We start from the raw sequence: 19,415 nt of genomic DNA, 5'->3' as shown, positions 1-19,415 counted from the left end.
TGATAAATCACAGAGGTTAATAACAATGCCGCGCATTATACGCCGCTTTCTTACTAAGCTCTATAAGCTATCAAACCGTTTGACTAAGGCTTAACCTCCAAGACAACTACGCGATCACTTCGTGATCTTGTCTTGCATACTTTTTAAAAGCAGTGCTTTAAAAAGTATTCTGGTGGAGACTAGGAGAGTCGAACTCCTGACCTCCTGCGTGCAAAGCAGGCGCTCTACCAACTAAGCTAAGTCCCCAGCTTATCAATAAGTCAATGTATCGTATTACTGCCTGCGCACTCACTTTCGTTCGTTAGCCTTGCGTTCGGGCAAAACATGTTTTACTGACCCTCACTCAAGTAGTGGTGGGTCTGACAAGACTTGAACTTGTGACCCCACGCTTATCAAGCGTGTGCTCTAACCAACTGAGCTACAGACCCTCAGATACATCGTCATGAAGAACAACTTGTTGTGGATTCTTACCAATCGTCAATCTTTCGTTAAGGAGGTGATCCAGCCGCAGGTTCCCCTACGGCTACCTTGTTACGACTTCACCCCAGTCATCGGCCACACCGTGGTAAGCGTCCTCCCTAAGGTTAGACTACCTACTTCTGGTGCAACAAACTCCCATGGTGTGACGGGCGGTGTGTACAAGGCCCGGGAACGTATTCACCGCGGCATTCTGATCCGCGATTACTAGCGATTCCGACTTCACGCAGTCGAGTTGCAGACTGCGATCCGGACTACGATCGGCTTTTTGAGATTAGCATCTGCTCGCGCAGTAGCAACCCTTTGTACCGACCATTGTAGCACGTGTGTAGCCCTGGCCGTAAGGGCCATGATGACTTGACGTCGTCCCCGCCTTCCTCCAGTTTGTCACTGGCAGTATCCTTAAAGTTCCCACCCGAAGTGCTGGCAAATAAGGAAAAGGGTTGCGCTCGTTGCGGGACTTAACCCAACATCTCACGACACGAGCTGACGACAGCCATGCAGCACCTGTATCAGAGTTCCCGAAGGCACCAATCCATCTCTGGAAAGTTCTCTGTATGTCAAGGCCAGGTAAGGTTCTTCGCGTTGCATCGAATTAAACCACATGCTCCACCGCTTGTGCGGGCCCCCGTCAATTCATTTGAGTTTTAGTCTTGCGACCGTACTCCCCAGGCGGTCTACTTATCGCGTTAGCTGCGCCACTAAAGCCTCAAGGGCCCCAACGGCTAGTAGACATCGTTTACGGCATGGACTACCAGGGTATCTAATCCTGTTTGCTCCCCATGCTTTCGCACCTCAGTGTCAGTATTAGGCCAGATGGCTGCCTTCGCCATCGGTATTCCTCCAGATCTCTACGCATTTCACCGCTACACCTGGAATTCTACCATCCTCTCCCATACTCTAGCTAACCAGTATCGAATGCAATTCCCAAGTTAAGCTCGGGGATTTCACATTTGACTTAATTAGCCACCTACGCGCGCTTTACGCCCAGTAAATCCGATTAACGCTTGCACCCTCTGTATTACCGCGGCTGCTGGCACAGAGTTAGCCGGTGCTTATTCTGCGAGTAACGTCCACTTATCCCAGGTATTAACCAGGTAAGCCTCCTCCTCGCTTAAAGTGCTTTACAACCAAAAGGCCTTCTTCACACACGCGGCATGGCTGGATCAGGGTTGCCCCCATTGTCCAATATTCCCCACTGCTGCCTCCCGTAGGAGTCTGGGCCGTGTCTCAGTCCCAGTGTGGCGGATCATCCTCTCAGACCCGCTACAGATCGTCGCCTTGGTAGGCCTTTACCCCACCAACTAGCTAATCCGACTTAGGCTCATCTATTAGCGCAAGGTCCGAAGATCCCCTGCTTTCTCCCGTAGGACGTATGCGGTATTAGCGTCCCTTTCGGAACGTTGTCCCCCACTAATAGGCAGATTCCTAAGCATTACTCACCCGTCCGCCGCTAGGAATCAGGTGCAAGCACCCTATCCCCGCTCGACTTGCATGTGTTAAGCCTGCCGCCAGCGTTCAATCTGAGCCATGATCAAACTCTTCAGTTAAAATCATTTCGAGTTTTATAAGTAAAACTCTTAAACTTGGCTCATCAATTTTCTGACAAATATTTCTCAAATAAACTTCGAGTAATTTCTACCATTCAATCAATGAAAATAATTTCGATCAATCAACCAGTAAAAATCCACACAAGTTGTTCTTCATAATCTCTTAATGATCTTACTTAAAACCTCGTCAGTTTTAAGCTCCAACCCAACCACTTAACGTTTCGTTTCATGCATTGCGTTGGTGTGCTGCGTATTCTATACAGTTTCCGAACCAGTGCAAGAGCTTTTCTTAAAAATATTCAAAAAAGCGCACTGTACGTTTATTTTTTAATCTGAATTGCTATTTTTAGCAGTTTTAATGCTTTTTTCCAGTCATTTTTGGCCCGAAAGTTTAAGCAAATGTGAATTTCTACTAGTTTAGTTTTTATTAAAAGGGATCGTTGCATACGATCCCTTTTAATATTGAACAATAAATTTTAATTTGCCTGCTCGCCAAGCCAATTCATAAATTTTTGTCGTTCAGCTTTAGATGCCTGCTTCCACAACTGAATTAATTGCTGATCAAGCTGACCAACTGATACATTTTCCCGAACGTTTGCAGTAGCCACATTCGGTGTGCTTGCAGTTTGAGTGTAGACCGCTGCTGGCTGATTTGTTGGAGTTACCACTTTATTCGTTGTCAAATCCACAGATTTTCCTAAAACGCTTTGCCCTAGTAATGGTTTCGCTGCATCTTTTGCTCCCGCCTGCTGAACCAAAAGCTGATTTTTTGCATCATATAAACCAATAATTGGCTGATCTTTATATTTTTTCGCTTCATCAAAATTTTTAGGCGCGTTAATTAAAGCCAATTTATAAGCTTCACCATCTTTAAGTTCTGGAGTTTTTACAGTTACTACGCCAGATTTTAAAATGTCATGAGAATTGTCATTGTGCTGGAAAAATTCAGTATAACGAACGCTAATCGCATTCGTACCAGCATCCAGTTTATAAGTTTGATCTGAGCGTAATAGACCTGAACGTACTTCCTGATCATTCACTGCGATTATCTTGATTTCTTCAGGTACAGTTAATGTCACGGCTGAAAAAACTGATGTGCTGCCCAATAATGCAACTACAGCTGCTGTGATACGTAAATCCATGTCTCTCACTCATTCTGGTTAATATATAAAATTTTCATTGCACTATGCCGTGTACAAATGACAATTCTATGACAAATGCTTTGCCTCTACAGCACTTTACTCAGTATTTATCAGACTATCTATCTTCTGATTTCTGCTATATCACACATAAAAAAGAAGTACTTAACAGTACTTCTTTCTCATCTCTAAATCGATTATGCGAAGGTCTTAAATCGTTCTGCATCATCCATAAAGGTTTTTTCACCTGGAGGCGCTTCGATTGAACCAAATACCAATTGAGCACGAAGCTTCCAGTTTGATGGAATACTAAAAGTTTGCGCTACTTCTTCATCGATGATCGGATTGTAGTGCTGTAGTGATGCGCCAATATTATGTTCAGCCAAAGCTGTCCAGGTTGCAAACTGCGCAATACCGCTAGCATGCTCTGACCAGATCGGGAAATTATCTGCATACAGCGCAAATTTTTCTTGCATTCCTTTAATGACATTCTGGTCTTCATAAAACAGTGCAGTTCCATAACCTGCCGCAAAACCATCTATTTTGCTATTGGTAGCCTCAAAAGCATCTGCTGACACTAGGTCGCGTAAAGTTTCACGCACAATATGCCAAAAAGTATCATGTGATTGACCAAACAAAATCACCACGCGTGAAGATTGCGAGTTAAAAGATGATGGACTATGTTTCACCGCCTCTTTAATAATGTGCTCAATTTCTGCCTGATCCAGGCTGACATTTTTCCCAATAGCATAAATACTACGGCGCTTTTTAATATGATCTAGAAATGCCATGATCTCACCTCGTTCTATTCTGATTATTTAAAACCAATAAGATCATCCTAAGCATTTTCACTGCCCAAAACAGTCTTATTTCGATAACAATGTGTTTTATTTATAGAACATTCTCAGAGATACTAAGGTTGATCCTTTGTATCAATCACCTTAGCGCATGCTAATTTCAAAAATCGCCGGTCTTAGCTAAATACCTGGAAGCTGTCTGGATTCACAGACTCAATTTTATCTTCTATTGCTTCTTCAATTGAACCGAAACAGAGCTGAGCACGTAGCAACCAGTTTTCATCAATCTTAAAATGCTCAGCTACAGCGTGATTGATCTGCACATTATAATGTTGTAACGAAGCACCTAGACCAGCATCTGCCAGCGCAGCCCACGCAGCAAACTGCACCATGCCGGAAGTCTGCTCTGACCACAGTGGAAAATCATCAGCACTAAATGGAACCTTCTTCTGTAATTGCTGAATGGTACGCTGATCTTCATAGAATAAAATCGTGCCATAGGCATTTGCACATTGATCCAGCTTGATTCTAATCCCCTCGTAGACCAATGCCGGCACATGCTGGCGTTGAACATCTTTCACAATGTTCCAGAATTGATGATGTGAATCGGCAAATAGCACGATAATGCGTGCACTTTGTGAATTATAAGCTGAAGGACAACTATGCACAGCTTCCTGAATCAGCTCGGTCAGATAAGCTTGACTGAAATGCACACGCTTACCTAGCTGATAGATCCCACGACACTTTTTTTAATTTCTCAACAAAAGTGAATTCTAAATTTTCAACTACTTTACTCTTTTTAGGAAATTTAAAATCCTTAGTCAGGTCAGTTGTTAATACCTGCCCAATTTTATTGAGTAATGCCATTTTCTACCCTCTACATATAGCCTGAACTTCAATCACCAGGCAAATTCCATACAATATAATGGGTTTATTTAGGCAGGCAGGATTTGCTGTTTTTTTCATGCTGCTTTTTAGAGCATTCAAACTCCTTAAAAACAAAAAACTCCGCATTTAGCGGAGTTTATGTGACGCAAGTTGCATTAATTATTTTTCAGTTTCAAACAATGCCGCAACGAATGATTTTGCCGAGAATGGACGCAAGTCATCAATTTTCTCACCTACACCGATAAAGCGAATCGGTACATGGGTACGGCTGGCAATATTAAACAGCACACCACCTTTTGCAGTACCATCCAGTTTGGTAATGGTTAAACCCGTTAAACCCACTGCTTCATCAAACATTTCAACTTGATTAATGGCATTCTGTCCTGTACCGGCATCCACCACCAACATCACTTCATGTGGCGCAGTCGCATCAATCTTCTGCATCACACGTTTAACTTTGGTCAATTCCTGCATCAGGTGACCTTTGTTATGTAGACGGCCTGCAGTATCCGCAATTAAAACATCCACACCTTTGGCACGCGCACTTTCGAAAGCATCAAAAATGACTGAAGCGGAGTCAGCACCATGACCTTGGGCTACGACGGCGATATTGTTGCGTTCACCCCAGATCTGTAACTGCTCAGTTGCAGCAGCACGGAAAGTATCACCCGCAGCCAGCATGACTTTTTTACCTTCGCCTTGCAGACGTTTTGCCAGTTTACCAATGGTTGTGGTTTTACCTACACCATTTACACCCACCACCAGAATTACATATGGATTTTTATTCGGATCGATATGCAGCGGTTTTACACGCGGAGCCAGCAGAGCCACCAGTTCTTCCTGAAGCGCTTTATACAGTGAGTGAGAATAAATCAAGTCACCGCGTGCAGTACGTTCAGTCAAATTGGCAATAATCGTTTTAGTTGCATCAACACCGATATCTGCAACCAAAAGCTGTTCTTCAACTTCTTCTAATAATTCATCGTCAATTTCTTTGCCACCAATCAGGATATTGACCATCCCATCGGCAAGATTTTTACGGGTTTTGGTTAAACCCTCTTTCATACGGCTAAAGAAACCACCTTTTGTAGCAGGTTCTTCTTCCTGAGCTTCCGTCGCTACAGGTGCAGAAATTTCAGCAGTTGCGCTTGGTGTTTCTACAATCGGCACATTAACCGCAGGTAAACTCGGTAATGTGACATCATCATCTCCGATATCAGCATCAATCAAAAATTTGTTTTGCCCATTAGATTGCTGTTGCATGCCGAATCCTTGAAAAGCATTGCGTTAAAAAATTGAATTCTAGCATAACTTGCAGTGTTTTGAGCGGGCAATCCAATCCATGAATAAACAACCAAAAAATAACAGTGTTTGGTTGCTTTCAATACAAGATTTCTGAAAAATAATCCTAAATACAAATATCTATTCATTGGAAGACTTTGTGTCCATATCTTTTTTTACTATCTCCTCCTTATCCAGAATCATCAAACAGCGGATTTCTCCAGTTGCAGTACTCATCCTGAGTTTCGGTTTTAACCCCGTACATGCCGCAACACAGAGTGAATTATCCCGCACCACTATCGAAACCTATTTAGGTAATGGCTTAAAAGTCATTATCCGGGAAGATCATCGCTCTCCGATGGTGATGACACAGATCTGGTATAAAGTCGGCAGTAGTGATGAGTCCGGCAATATTCTCGGCGTCTCTCATGCTTTGGAACACATGATGTTTAAAGGCACGAGCAAGGTTCCCAATGATGAATTTACCCGCCTGAGCCGGATTTATGGGGGCAGTATTAATGCCGCAACCTTTACCAATTACACGAACTATTATCAGCTCTATCCCAAAGCCTATTTTCCGATGGCGCTAGAACTTGAATCTGACCGTATGAACAACCTGTTGTTACGCCAGCAAGATTTTGATCCGGAAATTAAAGTGGTGATGGAAGAACGGCGTCAGCGTACTGATGATAATCCGCGTGCCCAGGCATTTGAACGATTTAGATGGATCAGTTACCCCACCAGCCACTATCGCCAGCCCGTGATTGGTCACATGAAAACGCTCAATAATGTTCAGCTCAGGGATGTTAAAAAATGGTATCGAGACTGGTATAGCCCGAATAATGCCATTCTAGTGATTGTCGGTGATGTTGACGTTCAAGAAGCTCTCGTTCAGGTACAGAAATATTTTGGCGATATTCCGGCACGACCCACACCCTCACGTAATGACGTACTCGAGTTTGAGCGCTTAGGCTATCGTCATATGGAAATTGAGAGCAATGTCCAGGTGCCTAATCTGTATATGACATGGAATGTGAAATCTTTAGCTACCGCCAAGAATCCTCAAGATGCCTATGCCCTAACCATTATTCGCAGCCTGCTGGATAGCGGAATTTCTTCCCGCCTGCAGGATCGTCTGGTTCGCGACCGCAAAGTGCTTACTTCTGTGAGTGTATCCTATGATCCTTATAACCGTGGAGATAGTTTGTTTGGTATTTCTGCACTTCCGGCTCCAGGTATCAAGCTTGCAGAAGCACAAGCGGCTATCCAGAAAGAAATTGATTTATTAAAAACTGAAACTATTTCTGAGCATGAACTGGCACGGATCAGCACACGCTTTATTTCAAATCTGATTTATAGTCAGGACAGTCTGAGCGGACAGGCCAAAATGATTGGAAACCTTGAAGTAAACGGATTGAGTTACCGCCTGATGGATGAACTGCCTCAGCATTATGACAGTGTCCGTGCAGAGGATATTCAGCGGGTTGCTAATGCCTATTTTGTCCGTGAAAATTTAAGTACGCTCTACCTTTTGCCTGAACAGAAAGCTCAATAATGGTTATTACAATGTCTAAAGTTCGCTCTCTTATCCTTTTAACCAGCTTAGGCCTCAGTTCAAGCCTTTGGGCAGAAAATTACTTAGATACCCAACCTGATCTGAATGATAATCCCAGTCAGTTACAAGCTATTCCTCTCCTGCAAAGCTTAAAAAACATTAATCAAAAGCAGGCATTTCAGGCGCCTTTTATTCATGACCTAAATAATCGTTACAAAGTTCGCACCTTATTTGTTGAAACCCGTGATTTACCTATGGTCGATATTCAACTGACCTTTAATGCCGGATCAGCAAGAGATCAGGAAATTGCTAAAGGTTTATTTGGTTTATCCAGCACAGCAGCCAAACTGATGCGTGAAGGAACAGATAAATATACGGCTGCACAGGTGGCTTCCGTCTTTGATGCCACAGGCGCACAATTTAGCGTACAGGCTTATCGCGATATGTTTGTCGTTCGCCTTCGAACTTTATCAGACCCCAAGAAAATGGAACCTGCTTTGGCCATGATGATGGAAGTTCTCAAAAATGCCACATTCAAGCCTTCCAGCATTCAGTTAGCACTCAGCAATACTCAAGTAGGACAAAAACAGCTTCAGGAAAATCCAAGTAAACTGATGGATATCCGGTTTTATCGGGCATTGTATGGACAGCATCCTTATGCCGAACCGATTACCGGCACGATTGGCAGTACCAAAAAAATTACGGCTGATTTACTGAAAAAATTCCGCGACCAGTTTCTGGTGGCACAAAACATGAATATTGCCATTACCGGCAAACTCAGTCCTAAACAGGCATTGGAACTTTCTGAACGAATTGCAGGCAATTTACCTCAAGGACAGAAAGCAGTTGCATTAGCTGAACCTGAAGAAAAATCGGGTTTTGATATCGTACATTTGCCTTATAACTCATCCCAAGCGCATGTGACCTTCGGCCACTTAGGACCAAACCGATTTACTGAAGATCGGCTTGCTCTGGAAGTGGCCAACCGCATGTTTGGGGGTAGCGGCTTTAATGCAGTATTAATGCAGGAATTAAGGGTAAAACGCGGCTATACCTATGGTGCCTATAGTACATTCAGCTTTAGTCAGGCACCCGGTATATTTAGCTTCCGTTATTCCACTAGACAAGATCAATTACTGGATAGCATTCAGGTCGCACATCAGGCTTTTATCAAATTTGTAAATCAGCCGATTGATACTAAGCGCCTGGAAGAAACCAAAGCCGGGATATTAAGAGCATTTCCAAATAATTACAGCAGCAATGCCACGATCAATGCCCAGTTAGGCACGATGGGCTTTTATGCAGAGCAAGCCGACTATCTGTCACGCTATCCAGAACGTCTAGCCAAAATTACCGCAACAGATGTGCAAAATGCCGTGCGCAAACATCTGCATCCAGAACGTTTAACACTGGTCGTGGTGAGTCAAGAATTGAATAAAGAAACTTTAAAATTACGATTGGAACAGAACCTGTCAGATCCTTCTAAACCACTGCCGAATACGATTCCAATACCTAAGGCATATCCACAGAAACCGGCGGAAGCTGACGAGCCCGTAGAGATTCCTGTTGATACGCCTGCATCAATTTAAGATATTGACCGCGATGGATGCGTTGCTGTTGCAGCAAAGTCTGAGCCATATCCTGGGTTTGAGGTAAGCTCTGCTGCTCTGCAAGTTGCTGAAGTAAATTAAATTGGGGAGTCGTCAGTGGACGATAAATGGCAAATGTAGCCAGACATAAAATTAATGCCACAATAAAAATAACAACCGCATTATAAATCTGTTCAAGCTTAATTTTATTCAGAAAATCGCTTAATTTTTTGCCATCTATAGCCATACACTACCTCAAGTTGCAGCTAGTGTATGGCTGGGCCCCATGAAGTTCAAGTCAAAGATTGAATGACCAGTATAAATACACATCTCGATATGACTATAAATCGGTTAGGATTTCAACAATTCGTACACACTCCAGGCAATGACCATAGCCACCAGACCTAAGACCAGTAAAATTGCAAACTTGCTCAAGCCGGCTTCTGCTTCAGGTGGATGCAGTCGATCTTCATCTGCAATTCGGACCAATTCATCATTATAGTGACTATAAAATTCTGCACGCTGGGTTTCGTCCAGAGCGCGGGTAAAATCATAAACTTCTTTACGTTGAGCCAGACTGTAATCACCTAGATGGGTATATTTGTCATAAATTGCCTCATCCAGTTTTTTACGGTGTACATGCGCCAATTCTGTAATCTGACTGGCTGTTGGGGGCATATCAAAACTGAGCCCTTCAAGAGTTCTTTGCATCATGTTGTTCTCCTTTTCTTTTGTTCTATTGTTAAAATCTATACCAACCGCACTTTCATGTGTGTATAGTTTGATCGTACAAACTATAAATTAAGTAAACGGGAAAGCTGATATAGTTGACTTTTCCATTATTCTGTAATATTAGTTTAATAATAGTAAGTTATATTTGTATTTAGACTTAAAAGTCTATCCAAAATCATAATTAAAATTAAGGAGTTTTTATATTATGCAGAATATCTCTCAACATGATTTGGAACATCTGTATGCAGATGCAGTGAATACCATTCAATCGCAAATGAACTTTGTCGATGCAGTAAAACAATTAGAAGATGCAGCGCGCGCCGGTCACGGTAAAGCAGCTCTCTTTTTAGCTGAACTATATTATCAAGGTTTTCGTGTAGAACGAGATTCACTCAAAGCACAATACTGGCAGAACATGGCCACCATGCAAGCCTGAAGAAACGTCACCGAGGTGACGTTTTTTTATGCCAATTTTTCGAAATACTGCAATTAAGACATAATTTATTACGATTGCTTGCAAAGCTGAAACAGTAATTTCACTGGAACTTTCTAGAATAGAGCTGAACTCTAATAGCACTTTATTTTAACGACAATGCGAAAAATTATTCAATACGACCCGATTTGTAAAAACTTTCTTTTGAGGCTCACCATCCTCAAATCTATGATGTATTGCGGCGTTTTGTGGGGCGTCTATCATCAGGGTTGGGCGATGATGCGCGATCAGGAAGATTATATTTTTCCATTCTGGCTTAATTCTCTGGATGCCAAAAATTATGCCAAGGAACATTGGCCAGGTTATGTACCACGTAGAATCAACCCGGAAGATTTCGAAAACAACTTATTACCTACACTGTCCCGACTAGCCGTGACACCTACTTTATGTAGCGGCAATGGCACTAAACTGAAATTATCAATTCCACAGATGCGTCACCTGTTTTTTTCACAACAAAGACTGCACTTTGCCTAAAAACATGTTATTTATAAAGACATAGAATAGACACCTAGAGATGTTCGGTTGGATACATACTCTAGGACTTATAATAATTAGATAAAAAGGACTCAATAGAATGACCAACGTAGCACAAGTGCTCAGTGATAAAGTACATCAGGCAGTTTATACCATCCGTCCAGACTCTACAGTTTTAGAAGCAATTAGCCTGATGGCAGAAAAAGGAATTGGGGCGCTGGTCGTTACCCACGAAGATAGTGTGGTCGGCATTTTGTCAGAGCGTGATTACACCCGTAAAATCGCATTGATGCAAAGAACCTCTTTTGATACCACGGTCAATGAAATTATGACACCTAAAGTCATAACCGTGACTTCTGCAACTTCTGTTGAAGACTGCTTAGCATTAATGACTGACCGCCATTTACGCCACTTACCTGTAGTTGAAAATGACAAACTGATTGGCCTGATTTCGATTGGTGACTTGGTCAAAGCTGCAATGGAAGATCAACGTAAGCTGATTGATCAATTACAACAATATATTTCAGGCTAAATTCTTTCTTAGTTCAATACGTAAATTAAGATTTAAACTCAAATGTCATTACAAATAAATGACAATGCCATATCAAAACCAGATCAGATATAAAAAATCCCAGTCTTAAAGCTGGGATTTCTTTGATTATGACTATAAATCAAATTAAAGACCGAGTTTCTCTGCCACGTAATCAGAATCTTTATCACCACGACCTGAAAGATTCACTACAATCTTAGTCTCTTTAGGCAGCTTAGCCGCTTCACGAATTGCCCAAGCCACTGCATGTGAACTTTCTAATGCTGGCACAATTCCTTCAACGCGCGACAGGGTCATAAAGGCATCCAGACACTCCTGATCTGTCGCCGTAGTGTATTCCACACGACCTAGATCTTTAAGCAGGCTGTGCTGTGGTCCTACGCCTGGATAATCCAGACCGGAAGCAATCGAATGCACAGGTAAAGGTTCACCCTGCTCATCTTCGAGTACATAGCATGCCATACCATGCAACTGGCTTGGTTTACCCAAAGTCAGCGTTGCGGAATGCTTATCAGTATTTAGGCCATGACCAGCAGGTTCTACTCCCACCAGTTTGACTTCTTGATCATTTAGAAATGCAGTGAATGCACCCATAGCATTTGAACCACCACCTACACATGCCACAACATAGTCTGGGTTTGCACCGAAGCGTTCATTGGTTTGAACCTTGATTTCATCGCCAATAATAGACTGGAAATCACGCACCATCATTGGGAATGGATGCGGTCCTACCACCGAACCAATCGCATAGATATAGTTTTTCGGATCTTTCAAGTATTCTTCAAAAGCACTGTCAACTGCATCTTTAAGGGTCGCAGTACCACGCGTCACAGAAATCAGCTTAGCACCCAAGATTTTCATCTTAACGACGTTTGGATGTTCTTTTTCGATATCCACCTGGCCCATATGAATTTCACATGGAATACCCACCAAAGCACATGCAGTAGCCAATGCCACACCATGCTGACCTGCACCCGTTTCAGCGATGACTTTGGTTTTACCCATGTATTTCGCTAGCAGTGCTTCACCCAGGCAGTGATTGATTTTATGTGCACCGGTATGATTCAGGTCTTCACGTTTTAAATAGATCTGTGCTCCACCTAACTGGTCAGAAAGACGTTTAGCATGAAACAAAGGACTAGGACGGCCGACATAATTGGCAAACAGGTCTTTTAATTCATTCTGGAATTCTTCAGTTTGACGGATTTCCTGATAGGCAACATTGATGTCATCCATGGCCTGTTTTAGATCTGGTGGAATGAACTGACCGCCATATTGACCAAAGAAACCCTCTTCGTTCGGCAACGCAATACCATTAATTTGATGAGCCATAATAATTCCTGAATATTGGAATAAGGTATAACAAGTGACTTTATACTAGAATATTTCGTTTTAAAGCACTAATAACTATAGATAAAGTCACTTATAGATAAATGGAATCAACGCGCCAGATATTTGGTCATATCCTCAATGCCTTTTAAGGTCATTGGAAACATATGATCTTCAAAGATTTGCTTAATCAGGCCAATAGTATGCGTGTAATGCCAGTATTTTTCTTCTTCAGGATTAAGCCAGGCGGTTTTATCAAAATGCTGACGCAGACGCTGTAACCAGACCTGTCCTGCCTCATCATTCATATATTCGACCGAACCACCGACGGAGTTCAACTCATAGGGAGCCATGCTGGCATCACCCACTACAATCACCCGGTAATCCCGTCCATAGGTATTGAACAAGTCCCAGGTATTCATGCGCGAGCTGGAACGACGGACATTATCTTTCCAGACATAGTCGTACAGACAGTTATGGAAATAGAAATATTCCAGAGTCTTAAATTCGGTTTTGGCGGCGCTAAACAGTTTTTCACACTGAGCAATATGCGCATCCATCGATCCGCCAATATCAAACAGCATTAAAACTTTAATACGGTTACGTCGCTCCGGTACCAATTGCACATCCAGAATCCCCTGTTTGGCGGTTTCACGAATAGTGCTATCAATATCCAGCTCTTCAGCCGCACCCTGACGGGCGAACTTACGCAAACGGCGCAGTGCCATCTGCATCTGACGACTACCAAGAATCTGATCATCATCCAGATTACGGTATTGACGTTGTTCCCAGACTTTGACAGCGGAACGTTTACGCCCCGGCCCACCAATGCGCACACCTTCAGGATGATCACCATAGGCACCAAATGGCGATGTGCCACCAGTACCAATCATCTTATTCCCGCCCTGATGTTTTTTATGCTGTTCACGCAAGCGCTCTTCCAGCATTTTCATCAGTTCTTCCAGCGATCCGGCCTTTTTTAGTTCTTCACGCTGTTCAGGAGTTAAGTGCTTTTCCAAAAGTTCTAGATCAAACCAGTCTTTGGGCAATTTATGCACCTGATTCAGCAGTTCATCCAAATCAAAAGTCGCGATACCATCAAAGTAATCTTTCATGGCGCGATCGAACTTGTCGAAGTAGCGCTCGTCTTTGACCATCACAGTTTTAGCAAGCTGATAAAACTCGTCCTGATCGGCAAAAACCACGCCTGCCGCTACCGCCTGATTCAGATCAATCAACTCACGGGTGGAAACCGGTACGCCATATTTTCTAAGGGTATAAAACAATCGCACAAACATGCGTGTTTCTCCCTTAGCGACGCGACATAAAGGCTAGACGTTCAAGCAGTTGTACATCCTGCTCATTTTTGATCAGCGCACCGTACAAAGGCGGGATCGCTTTGGACTTATCAGTATTTCTTAAAATGTCTTCCGGCATATCATCTGCCATCAACAGACTTAACCAGTCGATCAGTTCAGAAGTTGAAGGTGGTTTTTTCAAGCCTGGAATCTGGCGTAATTTGAAGAAGATTTGCAGAGCTTCATTCACCAGCGTTGTTGAAATATTCTCAAAATGCACATCGATAATTTCACGCATGGTCGCTTCATCCGGAAACTCGATATAGTGGAAGAAACAACGGCGCAAGAAGGCATCTGGAAGTTCTTTCTCGTTATTTGAAGTGATGATGACAATCGGACGCTGGGTCGCAGTAATGGTTTCACCCGTTTCATAAACGAAGAAAGACATCTTGTCGAGTTCGTGCAGCAAGTCATTTGGAAACTCGATGTCTGCTTTATCGATCTCATCAATCAGCAATACACAGCGCTCTTCACTGGTAAACGCTTCCCAGAGTTTACCCGGCTTGATGTAGTTCTTGATGTCATAAACGCGATCATCACCTAACTGACTATCACGCAAGCGTGATACTGCATCATATTCATACAGGCCCTGCTGTGCCTTGGTCGTTGATTTGATATGCCAGGTAATCAGCTTCAGTCCGAGGCTTTGTGCCACCTGTTCAGCCAACAAGGTTTTACCTGTACCCGGCTCCCCTTTAACCAGCAAGGGTTTTTGCAAACTACGCGCAGCTTTCACAGCCAGTTTTAAACTGTCAGTGGCAATGTACTGATCCGTACCTGAGAATTGTTGAATATCAGCAGACATGATTGAACCTTATTTTTCTATTTACAGCGGTGAACTTTTCTTGTTTGACCCAAGACCCGTTTTACTGGATGCATAGGTCGACCAGCAATAGCCAATCACAGACCCGATACCAATGACAAATAAAATAAGTGACGCATTAATCCAAACGAGTTCATATTCCTTGGTCAGAATCCCAAACAGCAGCCCGAAAATAGCAGGTGCAACTGAAGCATTACTGCCTTCAGAAACGGTTGGGGTCAACAGCACGGCAAAGGCCAATAGCCATAAAAAACCGCCCATTGCCTTTGGCATGCGCTTGGTCACGCCATACCAGCAAGCTAACGCAATCAGACTGCCCAGCAGATACACTGCAAACGCAATACTCTGGTCAGGAATTGAGTCCAATACAGCTACAAAACCATTCATTTCACAACTCCTGAACTGAGCTTAAGCCCCACGAAGACCTTCTGGCGCTGGTGCATTCGGGTTAATCAAACCTTCTGGTGGCATTTGCAGGAAGAAACCACGGGTAGAAATTGAATCCATCACATGTAAAACATTAGCACGTGCCAGTTTACGCGATTCACTCAATTCAAGATGCATAACAAAAGTCGCACGACCAAACGCCACACGTACCGGTTCAGCCAATACCTCTAGTGGTTCAAATGTTTCGGCTTCGTTCTCATCTGCAGGACGCGCCACATAAAGATACATTTCATCTTTTTTGCTAGATTTGTAGATAGACACTTGCATATTTCAAACGACTTTTCTGAAAAAACAATCGCAAGGATACATCAAAAAAACGACAGAAACATTAGCCGCTTCAAATGCATCAGTCGTGATTTTGTATAATTGCTTTATCTTTAATCAATCCAGTAAAAATCACTCAACCACTTTCATCTGGGTCGACAGATAAGACTCATCCTGATGCAATACCTTAATTAGTGGCAGAGTTAATAACTCATAGCGCCAGCCGAGCAAGTAGTTTGGCAGATCCTGTTCATCCTTATGACATACTACATGCTGATATAAGGCATTCAGCCATTTCTTTCGCATCAGCACTTCTTTCGGTACAGAGATTTCATTGGATATATTCTGGATCATTGTTTCGACCTTCTCGCCAATCTCTCTGGATGAATGGCGGATTGGACGTGCCAGACGCAGCGGCCATTCGGCTTGATCAGGCAGGAATTTCAACAGATCCAAAATGGTCTTGCCATGTTCGCGGACAATATTGGCCCGGATGTCTTTTATCTGACTGAGCTGGAAATTATTGCGCGGGAATTTCTCTACCAGATCAATCATGGTCGAGTTTTTCAGAATGAAGCTGCGTGGCTGATTCAACGCCTTGGCAATCTGCTCACGCCATACAGCCAGTTGTTGCAACTGCATTAATTGACGGCGTGAATGACGATAATTACCGACATCCTGATAAAGTAAGGCAGTCGGTGTTTCTTCACCAATTTCATGGGTCAGAAAACGGCAATCCTCAAGAGCGAAATCGAGCAGATATTTGCTTACCAGATCCTGTTTGACCTTATCCGACAGTTGCACCAGATAATGCACATCATTGGCTGCATACAGTAACTGCTCAGAGCTTAAAGGACGTGCCAGCCAGTTAGAGCGGGTCTGATCTTTTTCAATATCGACATCCAGCATCTGTTTCAAAGCATTCTGATAGCTGACCTGCAAACCATGTCCGAGGAAAGACATACCGACCTGTGTATCAAAGACATTGCTCAGGGCTTTTTTCTGGGTGTAATGGTAAATCAGGTCAATGTCTTCACTGCAGGCATGGAAAATATTCTGTTGAGCATTAAAAATCTTGTTCAGAAATTCACTCAGATCCAGTGTTGTTCCATCCAGCAAATAGACATTGTTATTGACATTGATTTGAAAAACACCAAGTTTTGGCCACAAGGTGTCTACCTTAATGAATTCTGTATCCAGGCCATAGACCGGATTTTGATCCATAAGGTTCAGGACATGGTTTAAGTCGTGCTGATGTTGAATAAATTGAAACATAAAGACTGAGTCTAAAATTAGATGCTCGATGAAGCTATATTACCCGATATATAGAATTTTTATATAAAAATATGAAAACCAAATCACACTTTTTGTTCCATATTTTTCGAATATAGCTTATCTAGTAAACATTTTATATTTTTACTAATATATTTTTTATATTATATATTAAGAGAATATAATTAATATTTCACTTAATTCGCATCCGGTTATGCACTGCCTGACTCAATGTATGACTATCGACATACTCCAGTTCTCCGCCTTGAGGCACCCCTTGAGCGATACGCGTCATTTGCACCGGTAAATGTTTACTGGCTTCAACCAGATAATGCGCGGTTGCCTGTCCTTCGACAGTCGCATTGGTAGCCAGAATCACTTCCTTGATCTGTCCCTGACTTAAGCGTTGCAGTAAATAGGGAATACCGATTTCTTCAGGCCCGATTCCATCTAGAGGTGACAGATGACCACCCAGAACATGATATTTACCGCGGAAACTGCCGCTTTGCTCAATTGCCATGACATCTGCCGGTGATTCCACGACACAAAGCAGTTCATCATCACGCTCAAGTGAGGTACAGATATTACAGACTTCATCTTCCGTCAATGAATGGCAGATCGAGCATTCATGAATGTGATCGGTTGCTTCAGTTAAGGCATGTGCCAGACCGATCGCCCCTTCACGATTTTTCATGATTAAATGCAAAGCCATACGCTGGGCCGATTTCGGCCCAACGCTTGGCAAAATGCGTAATGCTTGAACCAGTTGATCAAAACGATCACTAAACATTGCGCATACTTCCTTAGAATAAACCAGCCAGACCAGGTGGTAAGCCCATACCTGAGTTTGCAGATTTCATTTTCTCTTCAGAGATCACTTCTGCTTGACGCGCTGCATCATTCATCGCTGCTGCAATCAGATCTTCGATCATATCTGGATCGTCCTGTAACAGTTCAGGATTGATCTCGATACGTTTCACCACATTGCGGCAAGTCATGGTGACTTTCACCAGACCGCCACCAGCCTCAGCATGCACTTCAGTTTGCGCAAGCTCTTCTTTGGCTTTTTTCATGTTGTTTTCGACTTCTTTTTGCATGCGCTGTGCTTGCTGCATCAACATATTAATGTTCATAAAGATCTCCGAACATATATTTATAAAATTAGATTAGATCTAAACCGCGTGTAATGTCGCGAATAATATCATCAATCTCTTCCAAACCAACAGAAACGCGAATTAAACCTTCACGAATACCCGCTGCTGCTTTGGCTTCTGGGGACAATTTACCATGCGTGGTTGTTGCTGGATGAGTAATCGTTGATTTCACATCACCCAGGTTACCAGTGATTGAAATGAACTGGGTATTGTCGATTACTTTCCAGGCACCTTCACGGCCGCCTTTCACTTCGAAAGATACGATACCACCGAAACCGGTTTGTTGTTTTGCAGCCAGTTCATGACCAACATGTTCAGGCAAACCTGCATAGTAAACTTTTTCTACTTTCGGATGTGCATTTAAGAACTCTGCCAGTTTTTGTGCATTGGCAGAATGTTCACGCATACGTAAACGTAAAGTTTCCAGACCTTTCAGGAATACCCAAGCATTGAACGGGCTCATAGAAGGACCAGTGGTACGTACATAACCGAAGATTTCTTCAAGCAGTTTATGGTTACCTGCTACAGCGCCACCGAGTGCACGGCCTTGGCCATCCAGATATTTAGTCGCAGAATATACGACTAAGTCTGCACCAAATTTGAGTGGTTGTTGTAACACTGGTGTACAGAAGCTGTTGTCAATCGCGAGCAATGCATCATTGGCATGTGCAATATCTGCCAAAGCCTGGATATCTGCCACTTCAGCCAATGGGTTTGACGGAGATTCAACAAAGAGTAATTTGGTTTCTGGCTTGATAGCATTTTTCCATGCATCCAGATCCGTCAGATCGACAAACTCAACTGCGACACCGAATTTAGCTACGTATTTTTCAAATAAAGAAACTGTTGAACCAAATACGGCGCGTGAACAAATGACATGATCGCCTGCTTTCAGGTAAGCCATCGCCACAGCCATAATCGCAGCCATACCAGAGCTGGTTGCAACAGCGCGTTCTGCGCCTTCTAAGGCAGCCAGACGCTTTTCAAACATGGCAACGGTTGGATTGGTAAAGCGAGAGTAAATATTACCCGGCTCCTGGCCTGAAAATTTTGCTGCAGCTTCAGCCGCATTTTCATAAACAAATGACGATGTTAGAAAAATCGGTTCACCATGCTCACCCTCAAAGCTACGGGTGTGACCGGTACGGATGGCTAAAGTTTCTAATTGATAGTTAAAATCGTCTTGCTGGCTCATCACTTTACTTCAGCCCAAAGGCTGCCTTTTGTAAAAAATTGCCAACAT

At 43.0% G+C, this 19,415-nt stretch carries 19 protein-coding genes, 2 tRNA genes, 1 rRNA gene and 1 pseudogene; 5 read left to right on the top strand and 18 right to left on the bottom strand.

Features of this window, described 5'->3' with window-relative positions:
- Positions 1-170 precede the first annotated feature (170 nt).
- The 7 genes and pseudogenes from AC4MCD_RS06615 to ftsY all read right to left on the bottom strand — a co-directional run bounded on the left by AC4MCD_RS06615 (position 171) and on the right by ftsY (position 6,114).
- Positions 171-246: transfer RNA gene (locus AC4MCD_RS06615), tRNA-Ala, on the bottom strand.
- A gap of 105 nt (positions 247-351) precedes the next feature.
- A tRNA-Ile gene (locus AC4MCD_RS06610) sits at positions 352-428 on the bottom strand.
- Positions 429-489: 61 nt separating this feature from the next.
- A 16S ribosomal RNA gene (locus tag AC4MCD_RS06605) occupies positions 490-2,027 on the bottom strand.
- A 476-nt stretch (positions 2,028-2,503) separates the two neighbouring features.
- Entirely contained in the window at positions 2,504-3,169 is a 666-nt protein-coding gene (locus tag AC4MCD_RS06600; RefSeq protein WP_419364753.1) for a DUF2057 domain-containing protein, read from the bottom strand.
- Positions 3,170-3,363: 194 nt separating this feature from the next.
- A complete protein-coding gene (locus AC4MCD_RS06595; protein ID WP_004783692.1) occupies positions 3,364-3,957 on the bottom strand; it encodes a nitroreductase family protein in 594 nt (197 codons plus the stop codon).
- Positions 3,958-4,139: 182 nt separating this feature from the next.
- Positions 4,140-4,830 (bottom strand): annotated as a pseudogene (locus tag AC4MCD_RS06590) (nitroreductase family protein).
- A gap of 180 nt (positions 4,831-5,010) precedes the next feature.
- A complete protein-coding gene (gene ftsY, locus AC4MCD_RS06585) occupies positions 5,011-6,114 on the bottom strand; it encodes a signal recognition particle-docking protein FtsY (RefSeq protein WP_419364756.1) in 1,104 nt (367 codons plus the stop codon).
- Between the two features lie 178 nt (positions 6,115-6,292).
- On the opposite strand from ftsY, the gene AC4MCD_RS06580 reads away from it, so the two are divergent.
- Both AC4MCD_RS06580 and AC4MCD_RS06575 read left to right on the top strand, forming a co-directional pair.
- Entirely contained in the window at positions 6,293-7,687 is a 1,395-nt protein-coding gene (locus tag AC4MCD_RS06580) for a M16 family metallopeptidase (RefSeq protein ID WP_419364758.1), read from the top strand.
- A gap of 11 nt (positions 7,688-7,698) precedes the next feature.
- A complete protein-coding gene (locus AC4MCD_RS06575; protein ID WP_491876762.1) occupies positions 7,699-9,276 on the top strand; it encodes an insulinase family protein in 1,578 nt (525 codons plus the stop codon).
- Here the strand turns inward: AC4MCD_RS06575 and AC4MCD_RS06570 are convergent.
- Positions 9,200-9,523 carry a hypothetical protein gene (locus tag AC4MCD_RS06570; protein WP_491876761.1) on the bottom strand — a complete coding sequence of 108 codons (324 nt, stop codon included), beginning with the start codon at positions 9,521-9,523 and terminating at the stop codon, positions 9,200-9,202. The genes AC4MCD_RS06575 and AC4MCD_RS06570 overlap by 77 nt on opposite strands.
- 104 nt (positions 9,524-9,627) lie before the next feature.
- Positions 9,628-9,990, bottom strand: coding sequence for a hypothetical protein (locus tag AC4MCD_RS06565; protein WP_081402667.1), 363 nt, complete (start codon positions 9,988-9,990; stop codon positions 9,628-9,630).
- A gap of 220 nt (positions 9,991-10,210) precedes the next feature.
- Between AC4MCD_RS06565 and AC4MCD_RS06560 the strand changes: the two genes are divergently transcribed.
- The 3 genes from AC4MCD_RS06560 to AC4MCD_RS06550 all read left to right on the top strand — a co-directional run bounded on the left by AC4MCD_RS06560 (position 10,211) and on the right by AC4MCD_RS06550 (position 11,507).
- Entirely contained in the window at positions 10,211-10,444 is a 234-nt protein-coding gene (locus AC4MCD_RS06560; protein WP_034171084.1) for an SEL1-like repeat protein, read from the top strand.
- 156 nt (positions 10,445-10,600) lie between these two features.
- Positions 10,601-10,975, top strand: coding sequence for a DUF2750 domain-containing protein (locus AC4MCD_RS06555; protein WP_034171083.1), 375 nt, complete (start codon positions 10,601-10,603; stop codon positions 10,973-10,975).
- 100 nt (positions 10,976-11,075) lie between these two features.
- The gene (locus AC4MCD_RS06550; RefSeq protein ID WP_419364764.1) at positions 11,076-11,507 is read left to right on the top strand and encodes a CBS domain-containing protein; all 432 of its coding nucleotides are present in this window, start codon (positions 11,076-11,078) and stop codon (positions 11,505-11,507) included.
- A 144-nt stretch (positions 11,508-11,651) separates the two neighbouring features.
- Here the strand turns inward: AC4MCD_RS06550 and trpB are convergent, their stop codons facing one another.
- The 9 genes from trpB to AC4MCD_RS06505 all read right to left on the bottom strand — a co-directional run bounded on the left by trpB (position 11,652) and on the right by AC4MCD_RS06505 (position 19,367).
- The gene (trpB, locus tag AC4MCD_RS06545; RefSeq protein WP_312536754.1) at positions 11,652-12,857 is read right to left on the bottom strand and encodes a tryptophan synthase subunit beta; all 1,206 of its coding nucleotides are present in this window, start codon (positions 12,855-12,857) and stop codon (positions 11,652-11,654) included.
- Positions 12,858-12,964: 107 nt separating this feature from the next.
- Positions 12,965-14,152: a vWA domain-containing protein gene (locus AC4MCD_RS06540; RefSeq protein WP_180003757.1), complete on the bottom strand. Its 1,188-nt coding sequence runs from the start codon at positions 14,150-14,152 to the stop codon at positions 12,965-12,967.
- Positions 14,153-14,165: 13 nt separating this feature from the next.
- Positions 14,166-15,017 (bottom strand): AAA family ATPase, encoded by an 852-nt coding sequence (locus AC4MCD_RS06535; protein WP_180179955.1) that lies wholly within the window; start codon positions 15,015-15,017, stop codon positions 14,166-14,168.
- Positions 15,018-15,038: 21 nt separating this feature from the next.
- Positions 15,039-15,422 carry a hypothetical protein gene (locus AC4MCD_RS06530; RefSeq protein WP_180003755.1) on the bottom strand — a complete coding sequence of 128 codons (384 nt, stop codon included), beginning with the start codon at positions 15,420-15,422 and terminating at the stop codon, positions 15,039-15,041.
- A gap of 21 nt (positions 15,423-15,443) precedes the next feature.
- A complete protein-coding gene (locus tag AC4MCD_RS06525) occupies positions 15,444-15,749 on the bottom strand; it encodes a YcgL domain-containing protein (protein WP_004783715.1) in 306 nt (101 codons plus the stop codon).
- Between the two features lie 129 nt (positions 15,750-15,878).
- Entirely contained in the window at positions 15,879-17,021 is a 1,143-nt protein-coding gene (locus AC4MCD_RS06520; protein WP_491876760.1) for a ribonuclease D, read from the bottom strand.
- 190 nt (positions 17,022-17,211) lie between these two features.
- Positions 17,212-17,808, bottom strand: coding sequence for a recombination mediator RecR (recR, locus tag AC4MCD_RS06515; RefSeq protein ID WP_125279141.1), 597 nt, complete (start codon positions 17,806-17,808; stop codon positions 17,212-17,214).
- A gap of 13 nt (positions 17,809-17,821) precedes the next feature.
- Positions 17,822-18,151, bottom strand: a complete 330-nt coding sequence (locus AC4MCD_RS06510) for a YbaB/EbfC family nucleoid-associated protein (RefSeq protein WP_004783723.1) — start codon at positions 18,149-18,151, stop codon at positions 17,822-17,824.
- Positions 18,152-18,179: 28 nt separating this feature from the next.
- On the bottom strand, positions 18,180-19,367 hold the full coding sequence (locus tag AC4MCD_RS06505; RefSeq protein WP_180012395.1) for an O-succinylhomoserine sulfhydrylase: 1,188 nt from the start codon (positions 19,365-19,367) through the stop codon (positions 18,180-18,182).
- Between the last annotated feature and the right edge of the window lie 48 nt (positions 19,368-19,415).

Source organism: Acinetobacter sp. CAU_H_78, assembly GCF_058599365.1.
Note: the sequence above shows the minus strand (reverse complement) of the source record. Positions and strands in the feature narration are given on the sequence as shown.

Coding starts and splice junctions, on each gene's coding strand:
- AC4MCD_RS06505 (WP_180012395.1), bottom strand. CDS start 19,367: ATGAGCCAGCAAGACGATTTTAACTATCAATTAGAAACTTTAGCCATC.
- AC4MCD_RS06555 (WP_034171083.1), top strand. CDS start 10,601: ATGCGAAAAATTATTCAATACGACCCGATTTGTAAAAACTTTCTTTTG.
- AC4MCD_RS06575 (WP_491876762.1), top strand. CDS start 7,699: ATGTCTAAAGTTCGCTCTCTTATCCTTTTAACCAGCTTAGGCCTCAGT.
- AC4MCD_RS06570 (WP_491876761.1), bottom strand. CDS start 9,523: ATGGCTATAGATGGCAAAAAATTAAGCGATTTTCTGAATAAAATTAAG.
- AC4MCD_RS06550 (WP_419364764.1), top strand. CDS start 11,076: ATGACCAACGTAGCACAAGTGCTCAGTGATAAAGTACATCAGGCAGTT.
- AC4MCD_RS06530 (WP_180003755.1), bottom strand. CDS start 15,422: ATGAATGGTTTTGTAGCTGTATTGGACTCAATTCCTGACCAGAGTATT.
- AC4MCD_RS06600 (WP_419364753.1), bottom strand. CDS start 3,169: ATGGATTTACGTATCACAGCAGCTGTAGTTGCATTATTGGGCAGCACA.
- AC4MCD_RS06535 (WP_180179955.1), bottom strand. CDS start 15,017: ATGTCTGCTGATATTCAACAATTCTCAGGTACGGATCAGTACATTGCC.
- AC4MCD_RS06595 (WP_004783692.1), bottom strand. CDS start 3,957: ATGGCATTTCTAGATCATATTAAAAAGCGCCGTAGTATTTATGCTATT.
- AC4MCD_RS06520 (WP_491876760.1), bottom strand. CDS start 17,021: ATGTTTCAATTTATTCAACATCAGCACGACTTAAACCATGTCCTGAAC.
- trpB (WP_312536754.1), bottom strand. CDS start 12,857: ATGGCTCATCAAATTAATGGTATTGCGTTGCCGAACGAAGAGGGTTTC.
- AC4MCD_RS06525 (WP_004783715.1), bottom strand. CDS start 15,749: ATGCAAGTGTCTATCTACAAATCTAGCAAAAAAGATGAAATGTATCTT.
- AC4MCD_RS06540 (WP_180003757.1), bottom strand. CDS start 14,152: ATGTTTGTGCGATTGTTTTATACCCTTAGAAAATATGGCGTACCGGTT.
- recR (WP_125279141.1), bottom strand. CDS start 17,808: ATGTTTAGTGATCGTTTTGATCAACTGGTTCAAGCATTACGCATTTTG.
- AC4MCD_RS06565 (WP_081402667.1), bottom strand. CDS start 9,990: ATGATGCAAAGAACTCTTGAAGGGCTCAGTTTTGATATGCCCCCAACA.
- AC4MCD_RS06510 (WP_004783723.1), bottom strand. CDS start 18,151: ATGAACATTAATATGTTGATGCAGCAAGCACAGCGCATGCAAAAAGAA.
- ftsY (WP_419364756.1), bottom strand. CDS start 6,114: ATGCAACAGCAATCTAATGGGCAAAACAAATTTTTGATTGATGCTGAT.